Here is a 15,968-nt window from a genome sequence, read left to right as displayed (position 1 = left end):
GCGGTAGCACCCGGCTGGTCGGGTGCCGGACCGAGGACCCCGAGGATGAAGCTCACCGAGACGCAGATGGCGATCCTGGCCGCCGCCGGGCGGCACCCCGAGCACCTGGCCTACCCGCCCGAGCGCCTGCCGGCCGCGGCGCGGCAGGCGGTGGCGAAGGCGCTGCTGAAGAACGACCTGGTGATCGCGGTGCACCGCCCCGCCTACGATGCGCAGGCCCTCTGGATGGTGGATGGCGACAGCGTCTTGCTGAAGATCACGGACGAGGGACTGCGCGCCATCGGCATCGACCCGCAGGGCGCCGCACCGGCCCCGGACGCGGCGCCCAAGGGCGCACCGGAGGCGCCACCGCAGGCCAACCCCGCCGGCGCCACCGAACCCACCCAGGCCGCGCCTGCGGCGCCGGACGACGCCACCCGCGCGGAGGACCTTGCCCTGCTCGACCAGGCCCTCGCGGCGCCAGGCCCCGCGCCGCGGGGCAGCCTGCGCGATGCCGCCGCGGCGGTGCTCACCGCCTGGGAGGACGCGACCAACCGCGACACCGACATGATCGGCGCCCTCGAAGGCCCGATGGCGCGTCTCCGCGCCGCCCTGGCCGGCAAGCCGGCACGCATGCCGCGCGAGCCCGGAGCGCCGCGCAAGCCGCGCGAGGGCACGAAGCAGGAGCAGGTGCTGGCCATGCTGCGTCGGCCCGAGGGCGCGACGGTGGCGCAGATCGCCGAGGCGACCGGCTGGGCGCCGCACACGGTCCGCGGCTTCTTCGCCGGGCTGAAGAAGCGCCAGGGGATCGCGGTCGAGGTGCTGGAGCGGGTGCGCCAGGTCGGGCCGAACAAGGAGGGCGCCCGCGGCTCCTACACGGTGTACCGCATCGCCGGGTGACGCCCCGCAGAACGGCTCAGGGCTCGCGGCGCGACGGCAGCGGGCCCTGATACTTCTCCCAGGGCTTCGGTTTGGGCTTCGGCGGATCGAGCGCCAGCAGCATCTCCGACAGCTCCCATTGCTGGCGCTTCGCCGCTTTCAGTACATCGACCAGCACCTTCCGCGCGTCATCCACGTAGAGTCGAACCACCCGCGGCGTGCCAACGCCACCGTCCGCCATGGCCATCGCGTAAGCGGTCGCCATCACCATCTTCTCGGGATCCTTCGGCGACATCCCGCTTCTCCGCTGATGTCGCGGCGATGATGCGCTGCGTGCCCCGTGAGGCGCACGCAGAATGCGCGGTGCCGCGCGATCACATGCGCCGGCGATCCTCCCGGCGCGCCGTCAATCCAACCTGACGAGGCCTGCATCATCGTCGCGCGCGGCGGGAGGTCGCCGCCATGCCCGAGATGACCCCATCGAACCGCGAGGCGGCCCGCCGCATCGGCATCAGCGAGACGGCGCTGCGCAAGGCCGAGGGCAGCGGCCGCATCGTCCGCGAGCCGGATGGCCAGTGGGATATCGACAAGACCCGCCGCCGCCTGGTGGAGACCGCGGATCCGCACCGCTCCCCGCTCGCTGGCGGTTCGGGTGCCGAGGGCACGCCCTATGCCCGACTGAAGGTCGCGCAGCTCGCCCTCAAGGTCGAGGCGCAGCGGCTTGCCCTCGATGAGAACAAGCGCCGGCTGCTCGATGTGGCGGAGGTCAACGCCACGATCGACGAGATCGCGGGCGCCATGCGCGACGCGCTGCTGAACTGGCCGGCCCGCGTCTCCGGGCTGATTGCCGCCGAGCTCGGCGTCGACCCGCACCTGCTGCAGACGGTCCTGCAGGGGCACATCACCGACCTGCTTTCGGAGGCGGCCGATCGCTTCGATCCCCCAGGCCTCGGAGATCGGGCCCAGGACCCGTGACCATGTCCGGCGCCGGGCGGGCTCCATGCTCCGTCCGCCGCCGCAGCTCAGGGTCTCGGAATGGGCGGAACGGCACCGCATCCTCGGCAGCCGTGCCTCCTCGGAACCCGGCCCTTGGCGCACCAGCCGGACCCCGTACCTGCGCGAGGTGATGGACGCGCTCTCGGCGGTGCACCCCGCCCGGCGCGTGGTGTTCATGAAGGGCGCCCAGGTCGGCGCCACCGAGAGCGGCAACTGCTGGCTCGGCTACATCCTCCACCATGTGCCGGCCCCGGTGCTCGCGGTGCAGCCCACCGTCGAGCTGGCCAAGCGCTTCTCGCGCCAGCGCATCGACCCCTTGCTGGAGGAGACGCCGGCGCTCAAGGAGCGCGTCGCGCCCGCCCGCGCCCGGGACAGCGGCAATACGCTGCTGTCGAAGGAATTCCCGGGCGGCATCCTGGTGCTGACCGGCGCGAACAGTGCGGTCGGGCTGCGCTCGATGACCGCGCGGTTCCTCTTCCTCGACGAGGTGGACGCCTATCCCGGCGACGTCGAGGGCGAAGGCGACCCGATCGCGCTGGCCGAGGCGCGGGCGCGGACCTTCGGCTGGCGGCGCAAGGCCTTCCTGGTCTCGACCCCGACCATCGCCGGCCGCAGCCGGATCGAGCGCGAATACGCTGCCTCCGACCAGCGGCGCTATTTCGTGCCCTGTCCCCACTGCCAGGAGATGCAGTGGCTCAAGTTCGAGCGCCTGCGCTGGGAGAAGGGCGACCCGCGCTCGGTCCGCTACCACTGCGAAGCCTGCGACGAAGGGATCGAGGAGCACCACAAGACCGCGATGCTGGCCGGCGGCGAGTGGCGCCCCACGGCGGAAGCGCAGGACCCGCACACGGTCGGCTTCCACATCTCCGCACTCTACTCGCCGGTGGGCTGGCTCTCCTGGGAGCAGATCGCCCGCGACTGGGATGCGGCGCAAGGGAAGCCCGAGGACCTGAAGACCTTCAAGAACACGGTGCTCGGCGAGACCTGGCAGGAGCAGGGCGAGGCGCCGGACTGGGAGCGCTTGGTCGAGCGGCGCGAGGACTTCCGGATGGGCATCGTCCCGCCAGGCGCGCTGGTGCTGACGGCGGGCGTGGACGTGCAGGACGACCGGCTCGAGTGCGACGTCTGGGGCTGGGCGGAGGGGTTCTCCTCCTGGCTGGTGGACCACCTGGTCATCCCCGGCAGCCCGCGCGAGCGGGAGCCGTGGGATGCGCTGGCGAAGCTGCTCGCCAGGGACTGGCCGCGCGAAGGCGGCGGCACCATCCGCATAGCCAAGGCCTGCGTCGACACCGGCGGGCGCGACACCGCCGCCGTCTACGGCCATCTCCGCCGGCTGCGGGACCCGCGCATCGCGCCGACCAAGGGCGTCGAGGGCTGGAACCGGGCGCAGCCGGTGCAGGGTCCGACACCGGTCGATGCGCTGGTCGATGGCCGCAAGCTCCGCCGCGGCCTCAAGCTGTGGACGGTGTCGGTCTCGACCTGGAAGGCCGACCTCTACCGCCGGCTCTGGCTCGGCCGCGGCGACGCAGAGGAGTTCCCGCCCGGCTGGGTGCATCTGCCGCAGGGCATCGAGGCCGAGTGGGTGAAGCAGCTGGTCGCCGAGCAGCTGCGCACGGTGAAGGACCGCCGCGGCTTCGCCCGGCAGGAATGGGCGAAGCTGCGCGAGAGGAATGAAGCGCTGGACTGCGCCGTACTGGCGCGTGCCGCGCTCTGGCTGCTCGGCGCCGACCGCTACGGCGAGCGTTTTTGGGCGCAGCTGCGCGAGCAGGTCGCCAACGCCCCACTCCAACCGAGCGAGCTTCCCACCGGCGGGAATGTCGCTCCCCCATCACCGCCACCGGTCGCGACCGACACTCATCGCCCGCGTGGCTGGCTCGCGCCGCGCAGCGGCTGGCTGCGCTGACCTGGAGAAAGACATGGCCGCCATCGTCCCGGTGCGCACCAGCATCGCCGCCGGCCAGGCGCTGAGCGGACCCGTCGCCAGCGTCGGCTACGGCGTCTGCCTGCTGCTGCTGCCCGCCGCCTGGACCGACGCCCCGCTCACCCTGCAGGGCTCGCTCGACGAGGGGGAGCCCGCCGGCTGGGCCGACCTCCACGACCACCTCGGCAACGAGGTGGTGCTGACGGTCGCCGCCGGCCGCGCGCTCACCCTGCCGCCGACCCAGCTGCTCGGCTGGCGCTGGCTCCGGCTGCGCTCCGGCCTCGCCGCCGCGCCGGTGGACCAGGCGGCGGAGCGCCTCCTCACCCTCGGCATCCGGCCCCTCGCATGACCGCTCTGTTCCAGCACCACCTACCGCCCGCGCCGGCGATGCTGCCCTACGTCTCGGGGCGCTTTTACGCCTCGCAGCATGCGCGCGCGGTCGGCGGCGCCGTCGCGATGACGGCGAACCGGCTGTATGCCGTGCCCTATGTCCTCGCCCGGCCCGGGCTGTTCGCGGCCATGGCGGTCAGCGTGACCACCGGCGCGGCGGGCGTCCTGCGCATGGCATTGGCCGCCGACAACAGCGCCGGCCGGCCCGGCGCGCTGATCGAGGAGCCGCTGGCGGACGCCGACACCGCCGCCGCCGGCGGCGCGGTCTGCCCCTTCGCGCGGCCGCGCTGGATCCCGGCCGGGATCTGGTGGCTGCTGCTGTGCTTCTCGGGCACGCCCTCGGTGCGCGGCACCAGCACCCAGGCCTTCAGCGGCGGCAACACGCTGCTGCTCGGCTCGGCCGCGGCGGATGGCGGCGCCGGCGGGGGCGCCGCCGGCAGCGAGAACGGGTTCTTCGCGCCGCTGACGCACCAGGCCGGCGCGCCGATCATGCCGAGTCCGCCGAGCGGGCTGTCCTATCTCGTCAACGCGGCGGCGCCGCTGCCGACGCTGCGGGCGGCGTGATGGATCCCTCCGTCCTGGCCTGGGCGCTGGCGCAGCCGGCGGGCAGCCGTGCGGCGGCGCTGGCCGCGGCCTACACCGGCGGCACCACGCGCGTGAGCTTCGAAGGCCGCACCGTCGAGTATCGGAGCCTCGACGAACTCGGCCGGGCGCTGGCCATGTTGCGCGGCGCGGAGAACAGCGCCGCCCGTCGGCCCTCGGTGACGCTGGCCAGATTCTCGCGGGAGAGAACCGGGTGATCCGACGCCTTCGCGACGCATGGCAGGTCTTGCGCGGCTACGCCGCGGCGCAGGACCACCGCGCTTCCGCCTGGGCGCCCTCCGGCGGCAGCGCCAATGCCGAGATCGGTCTGGCTGCCGCGACGGTCGCCCGCCGTGCCCGCGACGCCGTGCGCAACGACCCCTACGCCAGCCGCATCGTCGATCTCTGGACCGGCAATGCCGTCGGCGCCGGCATCACCACCCGCTGGCCGGACCAGCGCCATGCCGACACCTGGCGGCGCTGGGCGGAGGGCACCGCCTGCGACGCCGAGGGGCGCCTCGATCTCTACGGGCTGCAGGCGCTGGTGATGCGGGCGGTGGTCGAGAGCGGCGAGTGCTTCGTCCGCTTCCTGCTGGCGCCGCCGTCGCCTGCCAACCCGATCGGCCTACGCCTGCAGGTGCTGGAGGCGGACCACCTCGACACCGCGCGCAACGGTTTGGTGGACGGCGTGCCGACCATCCAGGGCATCGCCCTCGGCGAGACCTGCGCGCCGATCGGCTACTGGCTGCACAGCGTGCATCCGGGCGCCGCCTGGATCCTGCCGGGCGCGACTTGGCAGAACAGCCAGCGCATCCCGGCCAGCGACGTGCTGCACGTCTACCGCAAGCGCCGCCCCGGCCAGCTGCGCGACGTCTCCTGGCTGGCGCCGGTGCTGCTCCGGCTGCGCGATCTCGGCGATTACGAGGCCGCGCTGCTGATGAAGGCCAAGATCGAGGCCTGCCTCGCCGCGGTGGTCTCGGAGGAGGGCGAGGAGGCGCTCACCGGCGCCGCTTCCGGCCTGCTGCGCGACGCCCAGGGCCGGGCGGTCGAGAGCTTCGAGCCGGGGATGATCCTGTACCGCCGCGGCATGGGCAGCGTGGAGGTGGTGAACCCCTCCGGGGGCGGCAGCCACGCCGCCTTCGCCCGCCGGGCGCTGGAGGCCGTAGCGGTCGGCACCGGGCTGACCTACGACCAGGTTTCGGGCGACCTGACCCAGGCGAATTACTCCTCGCTGCGCGCCGGCAAGATCGAGTTCCGCCGGCTCTGCGAGCAGGTCCAGTACGGCATGCTGATCCCGATGCTGGTCCGGCCCATCGCCGAGCGCTTCCACGCCCAGGGCGCGCTGCTCGGCCTCTGGCCGGCCGAGATGCCGGACGGCGTCAGCCACGTCCCGCCGGCGCACGAGATGATCGACCCGCTGAAGGACACCACGGCGCTGATCGCCCAGGTGCGGGCCGGCTTCGTGCCGCAGCCCGAGGCGGCCGGCGCCTTCGGCTACGACTTCCGCCAGGCGGTCGAGCTGATCCGCGAGGCCAACGCGCTGCTCGACGAGGCCGGCCTCGCGCTCGACACCGACCCGCGCCGGGTCGCGAAGTCCGGCGCGGCACAGGACGCCGCGCAGATGGCCGCGGTGGAGATCGCTGCCACCGGTGCCGCGGCGCCGCCCCGAGACACGGCACCCCAAGGCTGAGCATGACCGAACCGATCGAACCGGGCGGGGGAGACCTCGCGCCCGAGCTTGCTGCTGGGCCGACGGCCGGGGACCTTCCCCTGGTCGCGCAGCGCGCCATCACCGCGCCTGCCACCGTCGACCGCGCCGCCCGCACCGTCGAGGTGGTGTGGTCCACCGGCGCCCGCGCCCGCAACTTCGTCCCCGCCCTCGGCCTCATCACCGAGGAGCTGGAGATGTCGCCGAGCGCGGTGCGCATGGAGGCGCTGCGCTCCGGCCGCGCCCCGGTGCTCGACACCCACCGCCGCGGCGGCGCGCGCGACGTGCTCGGTCGGGTGACCGCCGCCCGCCTCGACGCCGGCCGGGGCTACGCCACGCTGCAATTCTCCTCCGCGGCGGACGTCGAGCCGGTCTGGCAGCGGGTCGCCGACGGCACGCTGCGGGCGGTCAGCGTCGGCTACCGCGTGCACCGCTACGAGCCTCGGCCCGATGCCGCCACCGGCGAGACCGTCCACCGCGCGGTGGACTGGGAGCCCTTCGAGATCTCCGTCGTGCCGGTCCCGGTGGACCGCGATGCGGCGGTGCGCGGTGAGGCGGCGCAGGGCGCGCCCGCCATCGCGATCGAGCCTGCCCTGCCCGACGAGGACCCACCCATGCCCGAGACGACGCCGGCCCCGCAGGCCGAGCCGGCCGCCCCGCCGGCGCCGCCGACCCATCCGCCCCAGGAGACCACCGTGACCACCAGCCCCGCACCGGCCGCCCCGATCGCGCCCGCCACGCCGCCCGAGCCGATCCGCGCCGCACCGGACCTCGACGCGGTCCGCGCCGAGGCGCAGCGCGCCGAGCGCGAGCGCATCGCCGGCATCGACACCGCCGTCGAGGCCGCCCGCGCCTTGCTGCCGGCGGAACGCATCACCCCGATCCGTGCCGAGGCCATCGCCCAGGGCTGGACCGGCGACCAGGCCCGGCGCGCCCTGTTCGACGCCCTGGTGGCGCAGGGGCCGCGCCCGTCCATTCCCGCCCGCCCCGAGACCGGCCCCGGCCACGACGACCCGGCGCAGACGCTCGACGCCATGGCCGAGGCGCTCGCCGCCCGCGCCATGCCGGGCTACCAGCCGCAGGGGGCGGGACGGCATGCCGAGTTCATGGGCTGGCGCCCGTCCGACATGATCGGAGAGCTGTTGCGCGCCCGCGGCGAACGCAGCGTGCCGCGCAACCCGACCCTGCTCGCCGAGCGCGCCTTCCACACCAGCTCCGACTTTCCGCTGCTGCTCGCGGCGGCGGCCAACAAGATGCTGCTCGCGGCCTACGCGCCGGCGCAGCCGACCTACCGGCAGGTCTTCCTCCGCCGCGACTTCCGCGACTTCAAGCCGCACCGGCACCTGCGCATCGGCGACTTCCCGACCCTGCTGCCGCTCGCCGAGAACGGCGAGATCCAGGTCGGCACCATGTCCGAGAGCCAGGAGACCGTCCTGCTCCAGACCTTCGCGCGGCGCATCCGCGTCACGCGGCCGATGCTGGTCAATGACGATCTCGGCGCCTTCACCGACTTCGCCGCCGCCATCGGTCGCCGCGTCGCCGAGTTCGAGAACGCCACCGCCTACAACCTGCTGAACAGCGCCAATGGCGATGGCCCGACGCTGACCACCGGCAGCGCCCCCGTGTTTGCCACCGGTGCGGCGCGCGCCAACAAAGCCAGCACCGGCACCGTGCTCGACACCTCGACTATCGGCGCCGGCCGCACCGCCATCATGAAGCAGCGCACGCTGGACGGCCTGCCGATCTCCATGGGCCAGACCATGCGCCTTTTGGTCGGGCCGAACCTTGAGCTCGCCGCGCGGCAGGCGACGGTGGTCGTGCAGGCGAGCGAGATCGGCAAGGCGAACGTGTTCGCCGGCTTCGTGCAGCCGGTGATCGAGCCGCTGATCCAGGCGAACCGCTGGTACCTGTTCTCCGACCCGGTCGCCGCGCCCGTCTATGTCTACGGCTACCTGAACGGGGCGGAGGGGCCGCAGGTCACCACCGGTCCGGTGCAGGGCGCAGACGGAGTCGAGGTCAGCGTGATCTTCGACTTCGGCGTCGGCGCCATCGACTGGCGCGGCGCCTGGTTCAACCCGGGCACCTGATCCCCCCGCTCCCGTCTTTCCCATCCGTATCGCGCCAGGGCGCCGCCGGAGAGCCGGTCGGCGCCCTGCGCGCTTTCAGGAGACCCTTCCATGCGCAACTGCATCCGCCCCGACGCGCGCTCGATCCCGATGCTGGTGCCCTATGCCGGCGGGATCCTCTCCGGCCAGGGCATGCTGGTGGGCGCCTTCTTCGGGGTGGCGGCGTCCGACGCCGCGCAGAACGCCAGCGTCGAGTGCGAGACCCGCGGTGAGTTCGAGCTCACCAAGGAGCCCGCGCTCGCCATCACCCAGGGCGCGCGGGTGTTCTGGGACAATACCAACCGCCGCATCACCACCACCGCGACCGGCAACTACCAGGTCGGGCTCTGCACCGTCGCAGCACTCGCTGCCGATGCCACGGTCCGGGTGATGCTGGCCCGCGTGCCGGCCTCGGGGGCGTGATGGCCGCGCTGCTGCCGCGCGACCGCGCGCGCCTCGCGGGCGTGCACCGCGACCTGGTGCGCGTCGTCGAACGGGCTCGCCAGGCGGTGCCCTTCATCGTCACGGAGGGGCTGCGCTCGCGCGAGCGCCAGGCCCGCCTCATCGCGATCGGTGCCTCGCGCACGCTGCACAGCCGGCACCTCACCGGCCATGCCGTCGATTTGGCCTACTGGCTGGACGACGGCGACGGCTCCGTCGAGCAGGGCGAGATTCGCTGGGACTGGCCGCTGTATGAGCAGCTCGGCGCCGCGATGAAGGCCGCGGCCAAGGAGGTCGGCGTGCCGATCGCCTGGGGCGGCGACTGGCCCTCCTTCCGCGACGGGCCGCATTTCGAGCTCGACCGCGAGGCCTATCCGTGACCGGCGCGGCGCTCCTCGGGCTGCTGTCCCGCCACGTTCTGCCGCTGGCGCTCGTCGCGGCGGTGGTGCTCTCCGCCACCGCGGCCTGGCACTTCCGCTCCCAGCGCGACGCGGCCCGCCTCGACGCGGCGACGGCCAGCCGCGCGGCGGAGGCCAATGCGGCGGCGCTCGCCCGCGCCACCGCCGAGCACGCGCGCCACATCGCCGCCCTCACCGGCGAGGCCGAGCGCGCCCGCGCCCGGGCCGCGCGCCTCGGCGCCGATCTGGAGGCCCTCCGCCGTGACCCGAGCCACGCGACGGGCGCTGCCCCTGTGCTGCGCGACGCTGTCGAGCGCCTGCGCGCCAACCGCGGCGCCGGAGATCCGGCTGCTGCCGCTGCGCCTCCCTGACGCGCTGCTGGTCTGCGCCGCCGCGCCGGCGCTGCCGGCCTCGGACCGCCTGACCCAGGGGCAAGCGGCGGAGCTGCTGCTGGCCTATGACGCCGCGCACTCCGACTGCGCCGGGCGGCTGGCCGCGGTGCGGCGGCTCAACCCGGCCGATGGAGGCGAACGGTGAACGCCTTCGACGCCGCGATGGCGGCGCTCGCCGCCGATCCGAACCTCGGCACCGACGCGGTCTATCGGGCGGGCGGCACCGGCGCGCCGGTCGCGCTGCGGGTCCTGCGCGCCTCCCCCGACCGCGTGGCCGACGCCTTCGGCACCGGGATCCTGCAGGCGACCGACATCCTCTCGGTCGCCGTCGCGGCGCTGCCCGGTCTCGCCGCCGGCGACAGCTTCGCCCTCGGCCCCGACCTGCTCACCGTCACCCACGCCGAGCGCGACGCCTCCGGCACCGCCTGGCGCGTCCTCTGCCAGCGATAGGAGCCCGCCCGCCATGCCGCAGACCACCCTCACCCTGCTGGAGATGCTGCGCGACCTGCTGCTCGGCGCCGCGGCCGGGCTCGCCGGGGGCTTCGTCCGCTGGAACAACCCCGAGCGCCGCCGCTTCGGCTGGTGCCTCGCCTGGGAGGTGCCCTCGGCCGCGCTGGTCGGCAGCGCCGGCTATGCGCTCGGCGGCTTCCTCGAGTTCAACGAGTACGGCCGATTCCTCTTCGCCTTCGTGTTCGGCTACCTCGGCCAGGCGGCACTGCATGACCTGGCGGTGGCGATCATCCGCCACCGCACCGGCTTGCCGCCGGGCGGCGGCACGGCGTGAGGCTGGCCGCCCACATCGTCGGCGACCTGCGCCAGGTGCTGGCGGCCGAGGTGCGTGCCGGCGAGCGCGCAGCGATGACGGCGATCCGCGCCGAGACCGAGCAGGTCAAGGCCGAGTTACGGCGGCAGGTGACCAGCAGCTTGGGCGGCAACGCGCGGGGGATCGCCAATGCCTGGCGCTCGCAGGTCTTCCCGCGCTCAGGGCAGTCGCTGCGTCCTGCCGGGCTGGTCTGGACCAAGGTGCCGAATGTCATCGACGCCTTCGAGCGGGGGGCACTGATCCGCGCCAAGGGTGGCCGAAAGTTCCTGGCGATCCCGACCGGGTTCAATGCAGCAAGGGGGCGCAGGGGCCGGGGCGAGAAAGGCATGCGGGTCACGCCGGCGCAGATGGTCGCCTCCGGCCGGGGCTTTCTGCGGCCGTTCCAGTCGGGGCGCGGCTTCGTGTGGTGCCTGCCGCTGAGTCAGGGCGAGCAGACCGGCCGGCGGCGGCGCACCCGGCTCATTGCTGGCGGCCTCGCCGAGATCGGCACCGGCAACCGCAAGGGCCGCGAGGCCTGGGCGCGCGGGATGCTCGCCCGCGGGATGGTACCGATGTTCCTGCTGCTGCCGCAGGTGAAGCTGGCCAAGCGGCTGGACGTGAAGGGTGCCGCCGAACGCGGGCTGCGCCGGCTGCCCGGACGCTTCGTCGCCGCCTGGGAGCGGGAGAGCGGGAGGGCGGCGCCATGAGCGTGCGGGAGGCCGCCATCGCGGCACTGCAAAGTCGGCTCGGCACAGCCTTGGCCGGCAGGAACCCGGCGCCGCTGGTGCTGCGCGGCGAGACCGTGCCGCAGCGCCTGCCGCCGGGCGGGCTGGTCGTCATCCGCGATGGCGAGACGGTCGAGGAGACCGCGATCCTCTCGCCGCTCGCCTGGGCCGTCGAGCACCGCGCCGTGGTCGAGGTCACCGCTGGTGGCGCGACGCCGGCGGTCCGCACCGCCCTCCTCGATGCTCTGCTGGTGGACATCGCTGCCGCCATCACTGCCGACCGCACCCTCGGTGGCGCGGTGGAATGGGCGCAGCCCGGTGCGCCCGACTTCGAGGATGTCGACTTCGAGGGAGCCGCCGCAGCCCGCGCTGCTGCCGTCCCCGTTACGCTGTTCTTCACCGTTGCCGGCTCACCGCTGGCCTGACGCTTCTCCCTCCCGCTGATCCCGGAGATCTCCGATGCCCCGTGCCATCGGCGCCAATTGCCGTCTGCTCATGATCCCCGAGGCGACCTATGGCACCGCGCCCTCGGGCGACTGGATGCGAATGCCGTTCCTGTCCTGCGATCTCGGCGCCGAGCAGCCGCTGCTCGATGCCGACGTCATCGGCGTCGGCAGCAGTCGCGACCCGGCGGCACCCTTCCTCGACACCGTCACCGTGCAGGGCCAGGCGGTGGTGCCGGTGGACCTCATCAACATCGGCCATTGGCTGCGCCTGCTGCTCGGACCGCCGACCAGCACCGGCACCAGTCCGAACTTCATCCACAGCTTCGGCTCGGGCGCCGCGGCGCTGCCGTCCAACAGCATCGAGATCGGCTATCCGGATGTGCCGAACTACGACCTCTGCACCGGCGTGCGGGCCGACACGCTGGAGATCGACTTCTCGCCCTCGGGGCCTGCCACCGCGACCTTCGGGCTGATGGGCCAGGGCTCGACGCGCGGTGGCACGAGCGCCGGCGGCACGCCGACCAGCGCCGCCTACACCGCCTTCCACAAGGCGCAGGGGGCGATCAGCCGGAACGGCGCCGCGCTCGCACAGGTGACCGGCGCGCGGCTTACCTACGCGAACGGCATGGAGATGGTGCGCACCATCCGCGCCGACCGGAAGGTGGAGGGCGTCGATCCCGGCATCGCGCGCGCCACCGGGCAGATCACCGCGCGCTTCGCGGACACCACGCTGCTGACCCAGGCGCAGAACAACGAGCCGGCGGAGTTCGCCTTCGCATACATGATCGACGCCAACCGCAGCCTGACCTTCACGCTGCACGAGGTCTACCTGGCCCTCGCGAAGACGCCGGTCGAAGGCCCGGCAGGGGTCGAGGCGAGCTTCGAGTTTCGCGCAGCCTTCAACGCGACAGCAACACGTATGATGACGGCGGTGTTGAAGAACCAGCAGCAGGCAAGCGACTATACCTGATCTCAAGCTAATCGTGAGAACGGTTGATCACGCGCAGATACGAACGCTGGCACTGATCGCCAGCATTCTGCTCGACGAGACCGAAGATCCGTTGCCAGACCGCGGCGAGTTCTGGAAATTGTGCTCGCGCCGCCTCTTTGCTCGCCATTCTGGTAATGCCGTCGAGGAAGGCGCGCAGAACCTCGCTTTTTCCTTCGACTTCACCCTGATACTTTGCTGCGCTAGGCACGTAGCCGGTCCATCGCACCGGCCTGAGAACACCGTGCCGACGGAGCGCATTTTCTCCCAAGTAGAGCTCAATTCCCGCTGCGCTGCCGTTGACATCAACCTCTGCTGGGCCGGATGGGCCGATCGTCGGATAGCGGCGCGCAAGTTCGATGTCAGGCAGGCGAGTGATGATGAAGTTTGTCGGTAGGTTCAGCGCCAGGGCTTGCGTATAAGCCTGAACACCTGCGGTGTCGTTGTCGAACACCGCTACCATACGAGCTGTCATTCTGGCGCCAGCGAATGCACGAAGAAATTTAACTAGATATGTGGTTCCGCCATCGACACTGAACTCGGCATGGTCAAAGAAGGAGAAATAGTCGACGAGTTCAGGGTACATCGCGGCAAGTGCATGCTGCAGCACCAGGAGGTCGGTGCTGCCTTCGCCAAGGATGATTGTCGGTTCGAGCGGATTCGCGATGAAGGGAAGCCTGCTCCGCGCCTGGTCGCAAATCCGCTCGTCTTCCTCGTAGTGGCCGGCATCCACGAGGTCGCCAACATCGAGGCTGACTTCTTTGGCCTCTGGGCACGCCTCAAGCAGGGCACGCAGTCCGACTAGCGATCCATAGCCCGCAAAGTGCAGGAAGCTATCGTCATAGTCATGAAAGCGCTGCTCGAAAGGGTCTGTGGGCTTCGCGGCATCAGAGCCATACCGAGCATGGATCGCTTTGTTAGCTTGATGCTTCCATTCATTGAAGTCCAGCGTGTCGAGCGCCGTGCATATGCGAGCAGCGCCCATTTGCTCCTCGCCCGTCCACGAATCCCGATATTCGCGCCAAGTCGCGCGCGCGCTCTCCAGCCACTTCTCGAACGCGCTTCGCACCGTAGTGTCGGTCGCTCCGAGCAGCGCCAGGCGCCAAAGAAAGGTTGGCCGATCTGTGCAATAGTCGACTACGGGGCGAGCCGAACCTTCTAAGTCGGTGTCCTCGTCTGAACAAAATCGACAGCGCCGATCGCTCTCCTGGAATAGCGCAGCCCACTCGTCAGGGACATACCACTTGACGCTGCAGACGCTGAGTTCGTCGAACTGGATCTCACAGTAGCTTCCCATCGTGGTTGCAAGTTTGCGTCGAGAATGAGGCCCGATCAATCGGGACCCGTCCGATCCGTCACGATTCCCTCTGGAGAAAGCGATGCTCACCCTCGACCTTCCGGCCGAGCCGTATTGGCTCGATCTGCCACGCGGCGTCCGCGTGGAGATCCGGCCCGTGACGACCGCCGTCATGGCCGCGGCGCAGGCCGCCGCGGCGCGCCGCCTCGCCGCGATCCGCCTCGCTGATCCGGACCTCGACCCCGACATGTCCCGCGGCCTGTCCTTCGCCTTCCTGGTCAAGGCGCTGGCCCGGCACGCGGTCACCGCCTGGGAGGGCGTCGGCGACGCCGCGGGCGAGCCGCTGCCGCTCTCGCCCGAGGCGGTCGAGCGCCTGATGGACCTCGACGACATCGCCGCCGCCTTCTGGGACCGCGCTACCGCGCCGGTCGCCGCGGTGGCCGCCGAGGGAAACGGCTGAGGGCCCGCGCCGCCTGGCACTTCGGCCGCGGGCCCGAATACTGCCGCGGCTGCGCCGCCCTCGGCCGCGACTGCGCCGAGGCCTGCCCCTACACGGCACACGCCCCGACCAGCGTCGAGGGCCACGCCTGCTGGGCCGCCGGTACGGCCTGCGCCGGTCCGACGCACTGCGTCGGACGCATGGCCGGCCTGACGCTCGACACCGCCGGCGCGCTGTCCGCCGCGCGCGAGCTCGGCGCGACCGGATGGATGGCCGCCGACCTGCTGCTCGCCATCCGCATCGGCATGGCCGAGGGCGGTGCTGAGCGGAGCGCGTCGGCGCCCGCGGCCTAATCCTCGGGCCGGTCGCTCGGCCGCAGCTCCAGGATCGGGGCGAGCTTGCCGATCTGCTCGGCGATGCGCGGCACCCCTGCCTTGCGGAGCGCGACGACGTACTCCGGCAGGTCGAGGGGTGGTGCGCGGTAGTGGTCGAGGTCCTCCCGCACTGCGTCGGCGAAGGCCGGCGGATCGATGCTCTCGACGTCGAGCAGGAAGTCGTCCGGGTGCACGGCGTGCAGGCCGTAGGGCGCCAGGCGGTCCGGCGGGAAGTCGGCGACGTTGAACGTCACGATGCAGCTCGCCTTGCAGACCACCGCCGCGGCGAGCACGTGCCGATCGTCCGGATCCGGCAAGGCCATGGCGTCGATGAGCGGCTCGTAGCCCGTCACGAGCGCGTCGAGCACCGACGCGTCCATCAGCCGGCGCGTCCGCTCGAGGTCGGCCGGTTTCAGGTCCGGCCGCTTCTCCAGCAGGTTGCGGATCCACTCCTCGTGCACCCTGTCGCTCCACCTCGCCCGGAACAGCTTCGTCTGGGCGAGGAAGAGGATCAGGCTGCGCAGGCGCGCCCCGTAGAAGACGTTCGCGTCGAAGAACGCCGTGAAGGTCGAGATCACGCCTCAGTCGAGCCCCAGCCGGCGAGCCTCCGCAGCCATCTCCGCCAGCGCCTGCTTCCGCTTCTCGGCGGAGGCGCGCTCGTAGGCCAGCAGGTCGGCGAAGCGCACGCGCCGGTGCCGCCCCACCATCCGGTGCGGGATCTCGCCGCGGTCGATCAGGCCGATGAGGAAGGGCCGCGACACGTTGAGGTAGTCGGCGGCCTGCTGCGTGGTGAGCTCGGCCTCGTGCGGGATGACCGAGATGGGCCGCCGCTCGGCCATCGCGCCGAGCACGGTGAGCACGACCTCGACCGCGCGGGCCGGCAGCGGGACGACCACGTTCGGCTGCTCGCGCAGCACGAGCTGGACGCCCTGGCCGGCCCGGGCGGCGGGGGCCAGGCTGGCGGCGGCGGTCTTGGCGATGGCGGCCTCGGCCTCGTCGGCGACGATGGGCTCGGCCTGGTCGAGCAGAGCGAGCATGGGCCCCTCCAGTGCCTCCTGGTTGCCCGCCCTTATACGCAGCAGACGCATTAAACGCAACTAACGAAA

At 72.3% G+C, this 15,968-nt stretch carries 22 protein-coding genes; 18 read left to right on the top strand and 4 right to left on the bottom strand.

Features of this window, described 5'->3' with window-relative positions:
- The first annotated feature begins 45 nt into the window (after positions 1–45).
- Positions 46–879, top strand: a complete 834-nt coding sequence (locus tag CR162_RS22905) for a DUF3489 domain-containing protein (RefSeq protein ID WP_245870434.1) — start codon at positions 46–48, stop codon at positions 877–879.
- Between the two features lie 16 nt (positions 880–895).
- Here the strand turns inward: CR162_RS22905 and CR162_RS16390 are convergent, their stop codons facing one another.
- The gene (locus tag CR162_RS16390) at positions 896–1,153 is read right to left on the bottom strand and encodes a hypothetical protein (RefSeq protein ID WP_099096616.1); all 258 of its coding nucleotides are present in this window, start codon (positions 1,151–1,153) and stop codon (positions 896–898) included.
- A 167-nt stretch (positions 1,154–1,320) separates the two neighbouring features.
- Between CR162_RS16390 and CR162_RS16385 the strand changes: the two genes are divergently transcribed.
- From CR162_RS16385 to CR162_RS16315, 15 genes are all read left to right on the top strand, one after another.
- The gene (locus CR162_RS16385; protein WP_099096615.1) at positions 1,321–1,833 is read left to right on the top strand and encodes a hypothetical protein; all 513 of its coding nucleotides are present in this window, start codon (positions 1,321–1,323) and stop codon (positions 1,831–1,833) included.
- A gap of 25 nt (positions 1,834–1,858) precedes the next feature.
- Positions 1,859–3,757, top strand: a complete 1,899-nt coding sequence (locus CR162_RS16380; RefSeq protein ID WP_099096614.1) for a phage terminase large subunit family protein — start codon at positions 1,859–1,861, stop codon at positions 3,755–3,757.
- Positions 3,758–3,770: 13 nt separating this feature from the next.
- Entirely contained in the window at positions 3,771–4,124 is a 354-nt protein-coding gene (locus CR162_RS16375; RefSeq protein ID WP_099096613.1) for a hypothetical protein, read from the top strand.
- The gene (locus CR162_RS16370; RefSeq protein ID WP_099096612.1) at positions 4,121–4,729 is read left to right on the top strand and encodes a hypothetical protein; all 609 of its coding nucleotides are present in this window, start codon (positions 4,121–4,123) and stop codon (positions 4,727–4,729) included. The genes CR162_RS16375 and CR162_RS16370 overlap by 4 nt, the downstream gene beginning before the upstream one ends.
- Positions 4,729–4,965 (top strand): phage head-tail joining protein, encoded by a 237-nt coding sequence (locus tag CR162_RS16365; protein WP_099096611.1) that lies wholly within the window; start codon positions 4,729–4,731, stop codon positions 4,963–4,965. The genes CR162_RS16370 and CR162_RS16365 overlap by 1 nt, the downstream gene beginning before the upstream one ends.
- Positions 4,962–6,437: a phage portal protein gene (locus CR162_RS16360; protein WP_245870432.1), complete on the top strand. Its 1,476-nt coding sequence runs from the start codon at positions 4,962–4,964 to the stop codon at positions 6,435–6,437. Before CR162_RS16365 ends, CR162_RS16360 begins: the two co-directional genes overlap by 4 nt.
- Before the next feature lie 2 nt (positions 6,438–6,439).
- Positions 6,440–8,542, top strand: a complete 2,103-nt coding sequence (locus CR162_RS23135; protein WP_099096610.1) for a prohead protease/major capsid protein fusion protein — start codon at positions 6,440–6,442, stop codon at positions 8,540–8,542.
- A gap of 90 nt (positions 8,543–8,632) precedes the next feature.
- Positions 8,633–8,983: a DUF2190 family protein gene (locus tag CR162_RS16350; RefSeq protein ID WP_099096609.1), complete on the top strand. Its 351-nt coding sequence runs from the start codon at positions 8,633–8,635 to the stop codon at positions 8,981–8,983.
- Positions 8,983–9,381, top strand: coding sequence for a M15 family metallopeptidase (locus CR162_RS16345; protein WP_099096608.1), 399 nt, complete (start codon positions 8,983–8,985; stop codon positions 9,379–9,381). Before CR162_RS16350 ends, CR162_RS16345 begins: the two co-directional genes overlap by 1 nt.
- Positions 9,378–9,770 (top strand): hypothetical protein, encoded by a 393-nt coding sequence (locus CR162_RS23130; RefSeq protein WP_099096607.1) that lies wholly within the window; start codon positions 9,378–9,380, stop codon positions 9,768–9,770. Before CR162_RS16345 ends, CR162_RS23130 begins: the two co-directional genes overlap by 4 nt.
- Before the next feature lie 162 nt (positions 9,771–9,932).
- Positions 9,933–10,241 (top strand): head-tail joining protein, encoded by a 309-nt coding sequence (locus CR162_RS16335; RefSeq protein WP_099096606.1) that lies wholly within the window; start codon positions 9,933–9,935, stop codon positions 10,239–10,241.
- A 13-nt stretch (positions 10,242–10,254) separates the two neighbouring features.
- A complete protein-coding gene (locus CR162_RS16330) occupies positions 10,255–10,575 on the top strand; it encodes a phage holin family protein (RefSeq protein ID WP_099096605.1) in 321 nt (106 codons plus the stop codon).
- Positions 10,572–11,300 (top strand): DUF6441 family protein, encoded by a 729-nt coding sequence (locus tag CR162_RS16325; protein ID WP_099096604.1) that lies wholly within the window; start codon positions 10,572–10,574, stop codon positions 11,298–11,300. The genes CR162_RS16330 and CR162_RS16325 overlap by 4 nt, the downstream gene beginning before the upstream one ends.
- Positions 11,297–11,743, top strand: a complete 447-nt coding sequence (locus CR162_RS16320) for a hypothetical protein (RefSeq protein ID WP_099096603.1) — start codon at positions 11,297–11,299, stop codon at positions 11,741–11,743. Before CR162_RS16325 ends, CR162_RS16320 begins: the two co-directional genes overlap by 4 nt.
- Before the next feature lie 34 nt (positions 11,744–11,777).
- Positions 11,778–12,734, top strand: coding sequence for a phage tail tube protein (locus tag CR162_RS16315; RefSeq protein WP_099096602.1), 957 nt, complete (start codon positions 11,778–11,780; stop codon positions 12,732–12,734).
- A gap of 7 nt (positions 12,735–12,741) precedes the next feature.
- Here CR162_RS16315 and CR162_RS16310 read toward each other — a convergent pair whose 3' ends face one another.
- Positions 12,742–14,139 (bottom strand): HEPN/Toprim-associated domain-containing protein, encoded by a 1,398-nt coding sequence (locus tag CR162_RS16310; protein ID WP_245870431.1) that lies wholly within the window; start codon positions 14,137–14,139, stop codon positions 12,742–12,744.
- Here CR162_RS16310 and CR162_RS16305 point away from each other — a divergent pair.
- Both CR162_RS16305 and CR162_RS22455 read left to right on the top strand, forming a co-directional pair.
- Entirely contained in the window at positions 14,132–14,509 is a 378-nt protein-coding gene (locus CR162_RS16305; protein ID WP_099096600.1) for a hypothetical protein, read from the top strand. The two genes, CR162_RS16310 and CR162_RS16305, sit on opposite strands and share 8 nt — an antisense overlap.
- Positions 14,510–14,688: 179 nt before the next feature.
- A complete protein-coding gene (locus CR162_RS22455) occupies positions 14,689–14,841 on the top strand; it encodes a hypothetical protein (protein WP_176559885.1) in 153 nt (50 codons plus the stop codon).
- Here the strand turns inward: CR162_RS22455 and CR162_RS16300 are convergent.
- Together CR162_RS16300 and CR162_RS16295 are read right to left on the bottom strand one after the other, a co-directional pair.
- The gene (locus tag CR162_RS16300) at positions 14,838–15,440 is read right to left on the bottom strand and encodes a PIN domain-containing protein (protein WP_245870429.1); all 603 of its coding nucleotides are present in this window, start codon (positions 15,438–15,440) and stop codon (positions 14,838–14,840) included. The two genes, CR162_RS22455 and CR162_RS16300, sit on opposite strands and share 4 nt — an antisense overlap.
- A 3-nt stretch (positions 15,441–15,443) precedes the next feature.
- Positions 15,444–15,899 carry a helix-turn-helix domain-containing protein gene (locus CR162_RS16295; protein ID WP_141563187.1) on the bottom strand — a complete coding sequence of 152 codons (456 nt, stop codon included), beginning with the start codon at positions 15,897–15,899 and terminating at the stop codon, positions 15,444–15,446.
- Between the last annotated feature and the right edge of the window lie 69 nt (positions 15,900–15,968).

It is taken from the genome of Teichococcus rhizosphaerae (assembly GCF_002631185.1).
Classification (GTDB): domain Bacteria; phylum Pseudomonadota; class Alphaproteobacteria; order Acetobacterales; family Acetobacteraceae; genus Pseudoroseomonas; species Pseudoroseomonas rhizosphaerae.
The sequence above is the reverse complement of the archived record's forward strand: the minus strand, read 5'-3'. Positions and strand labels throughout refer to the sequence as shown.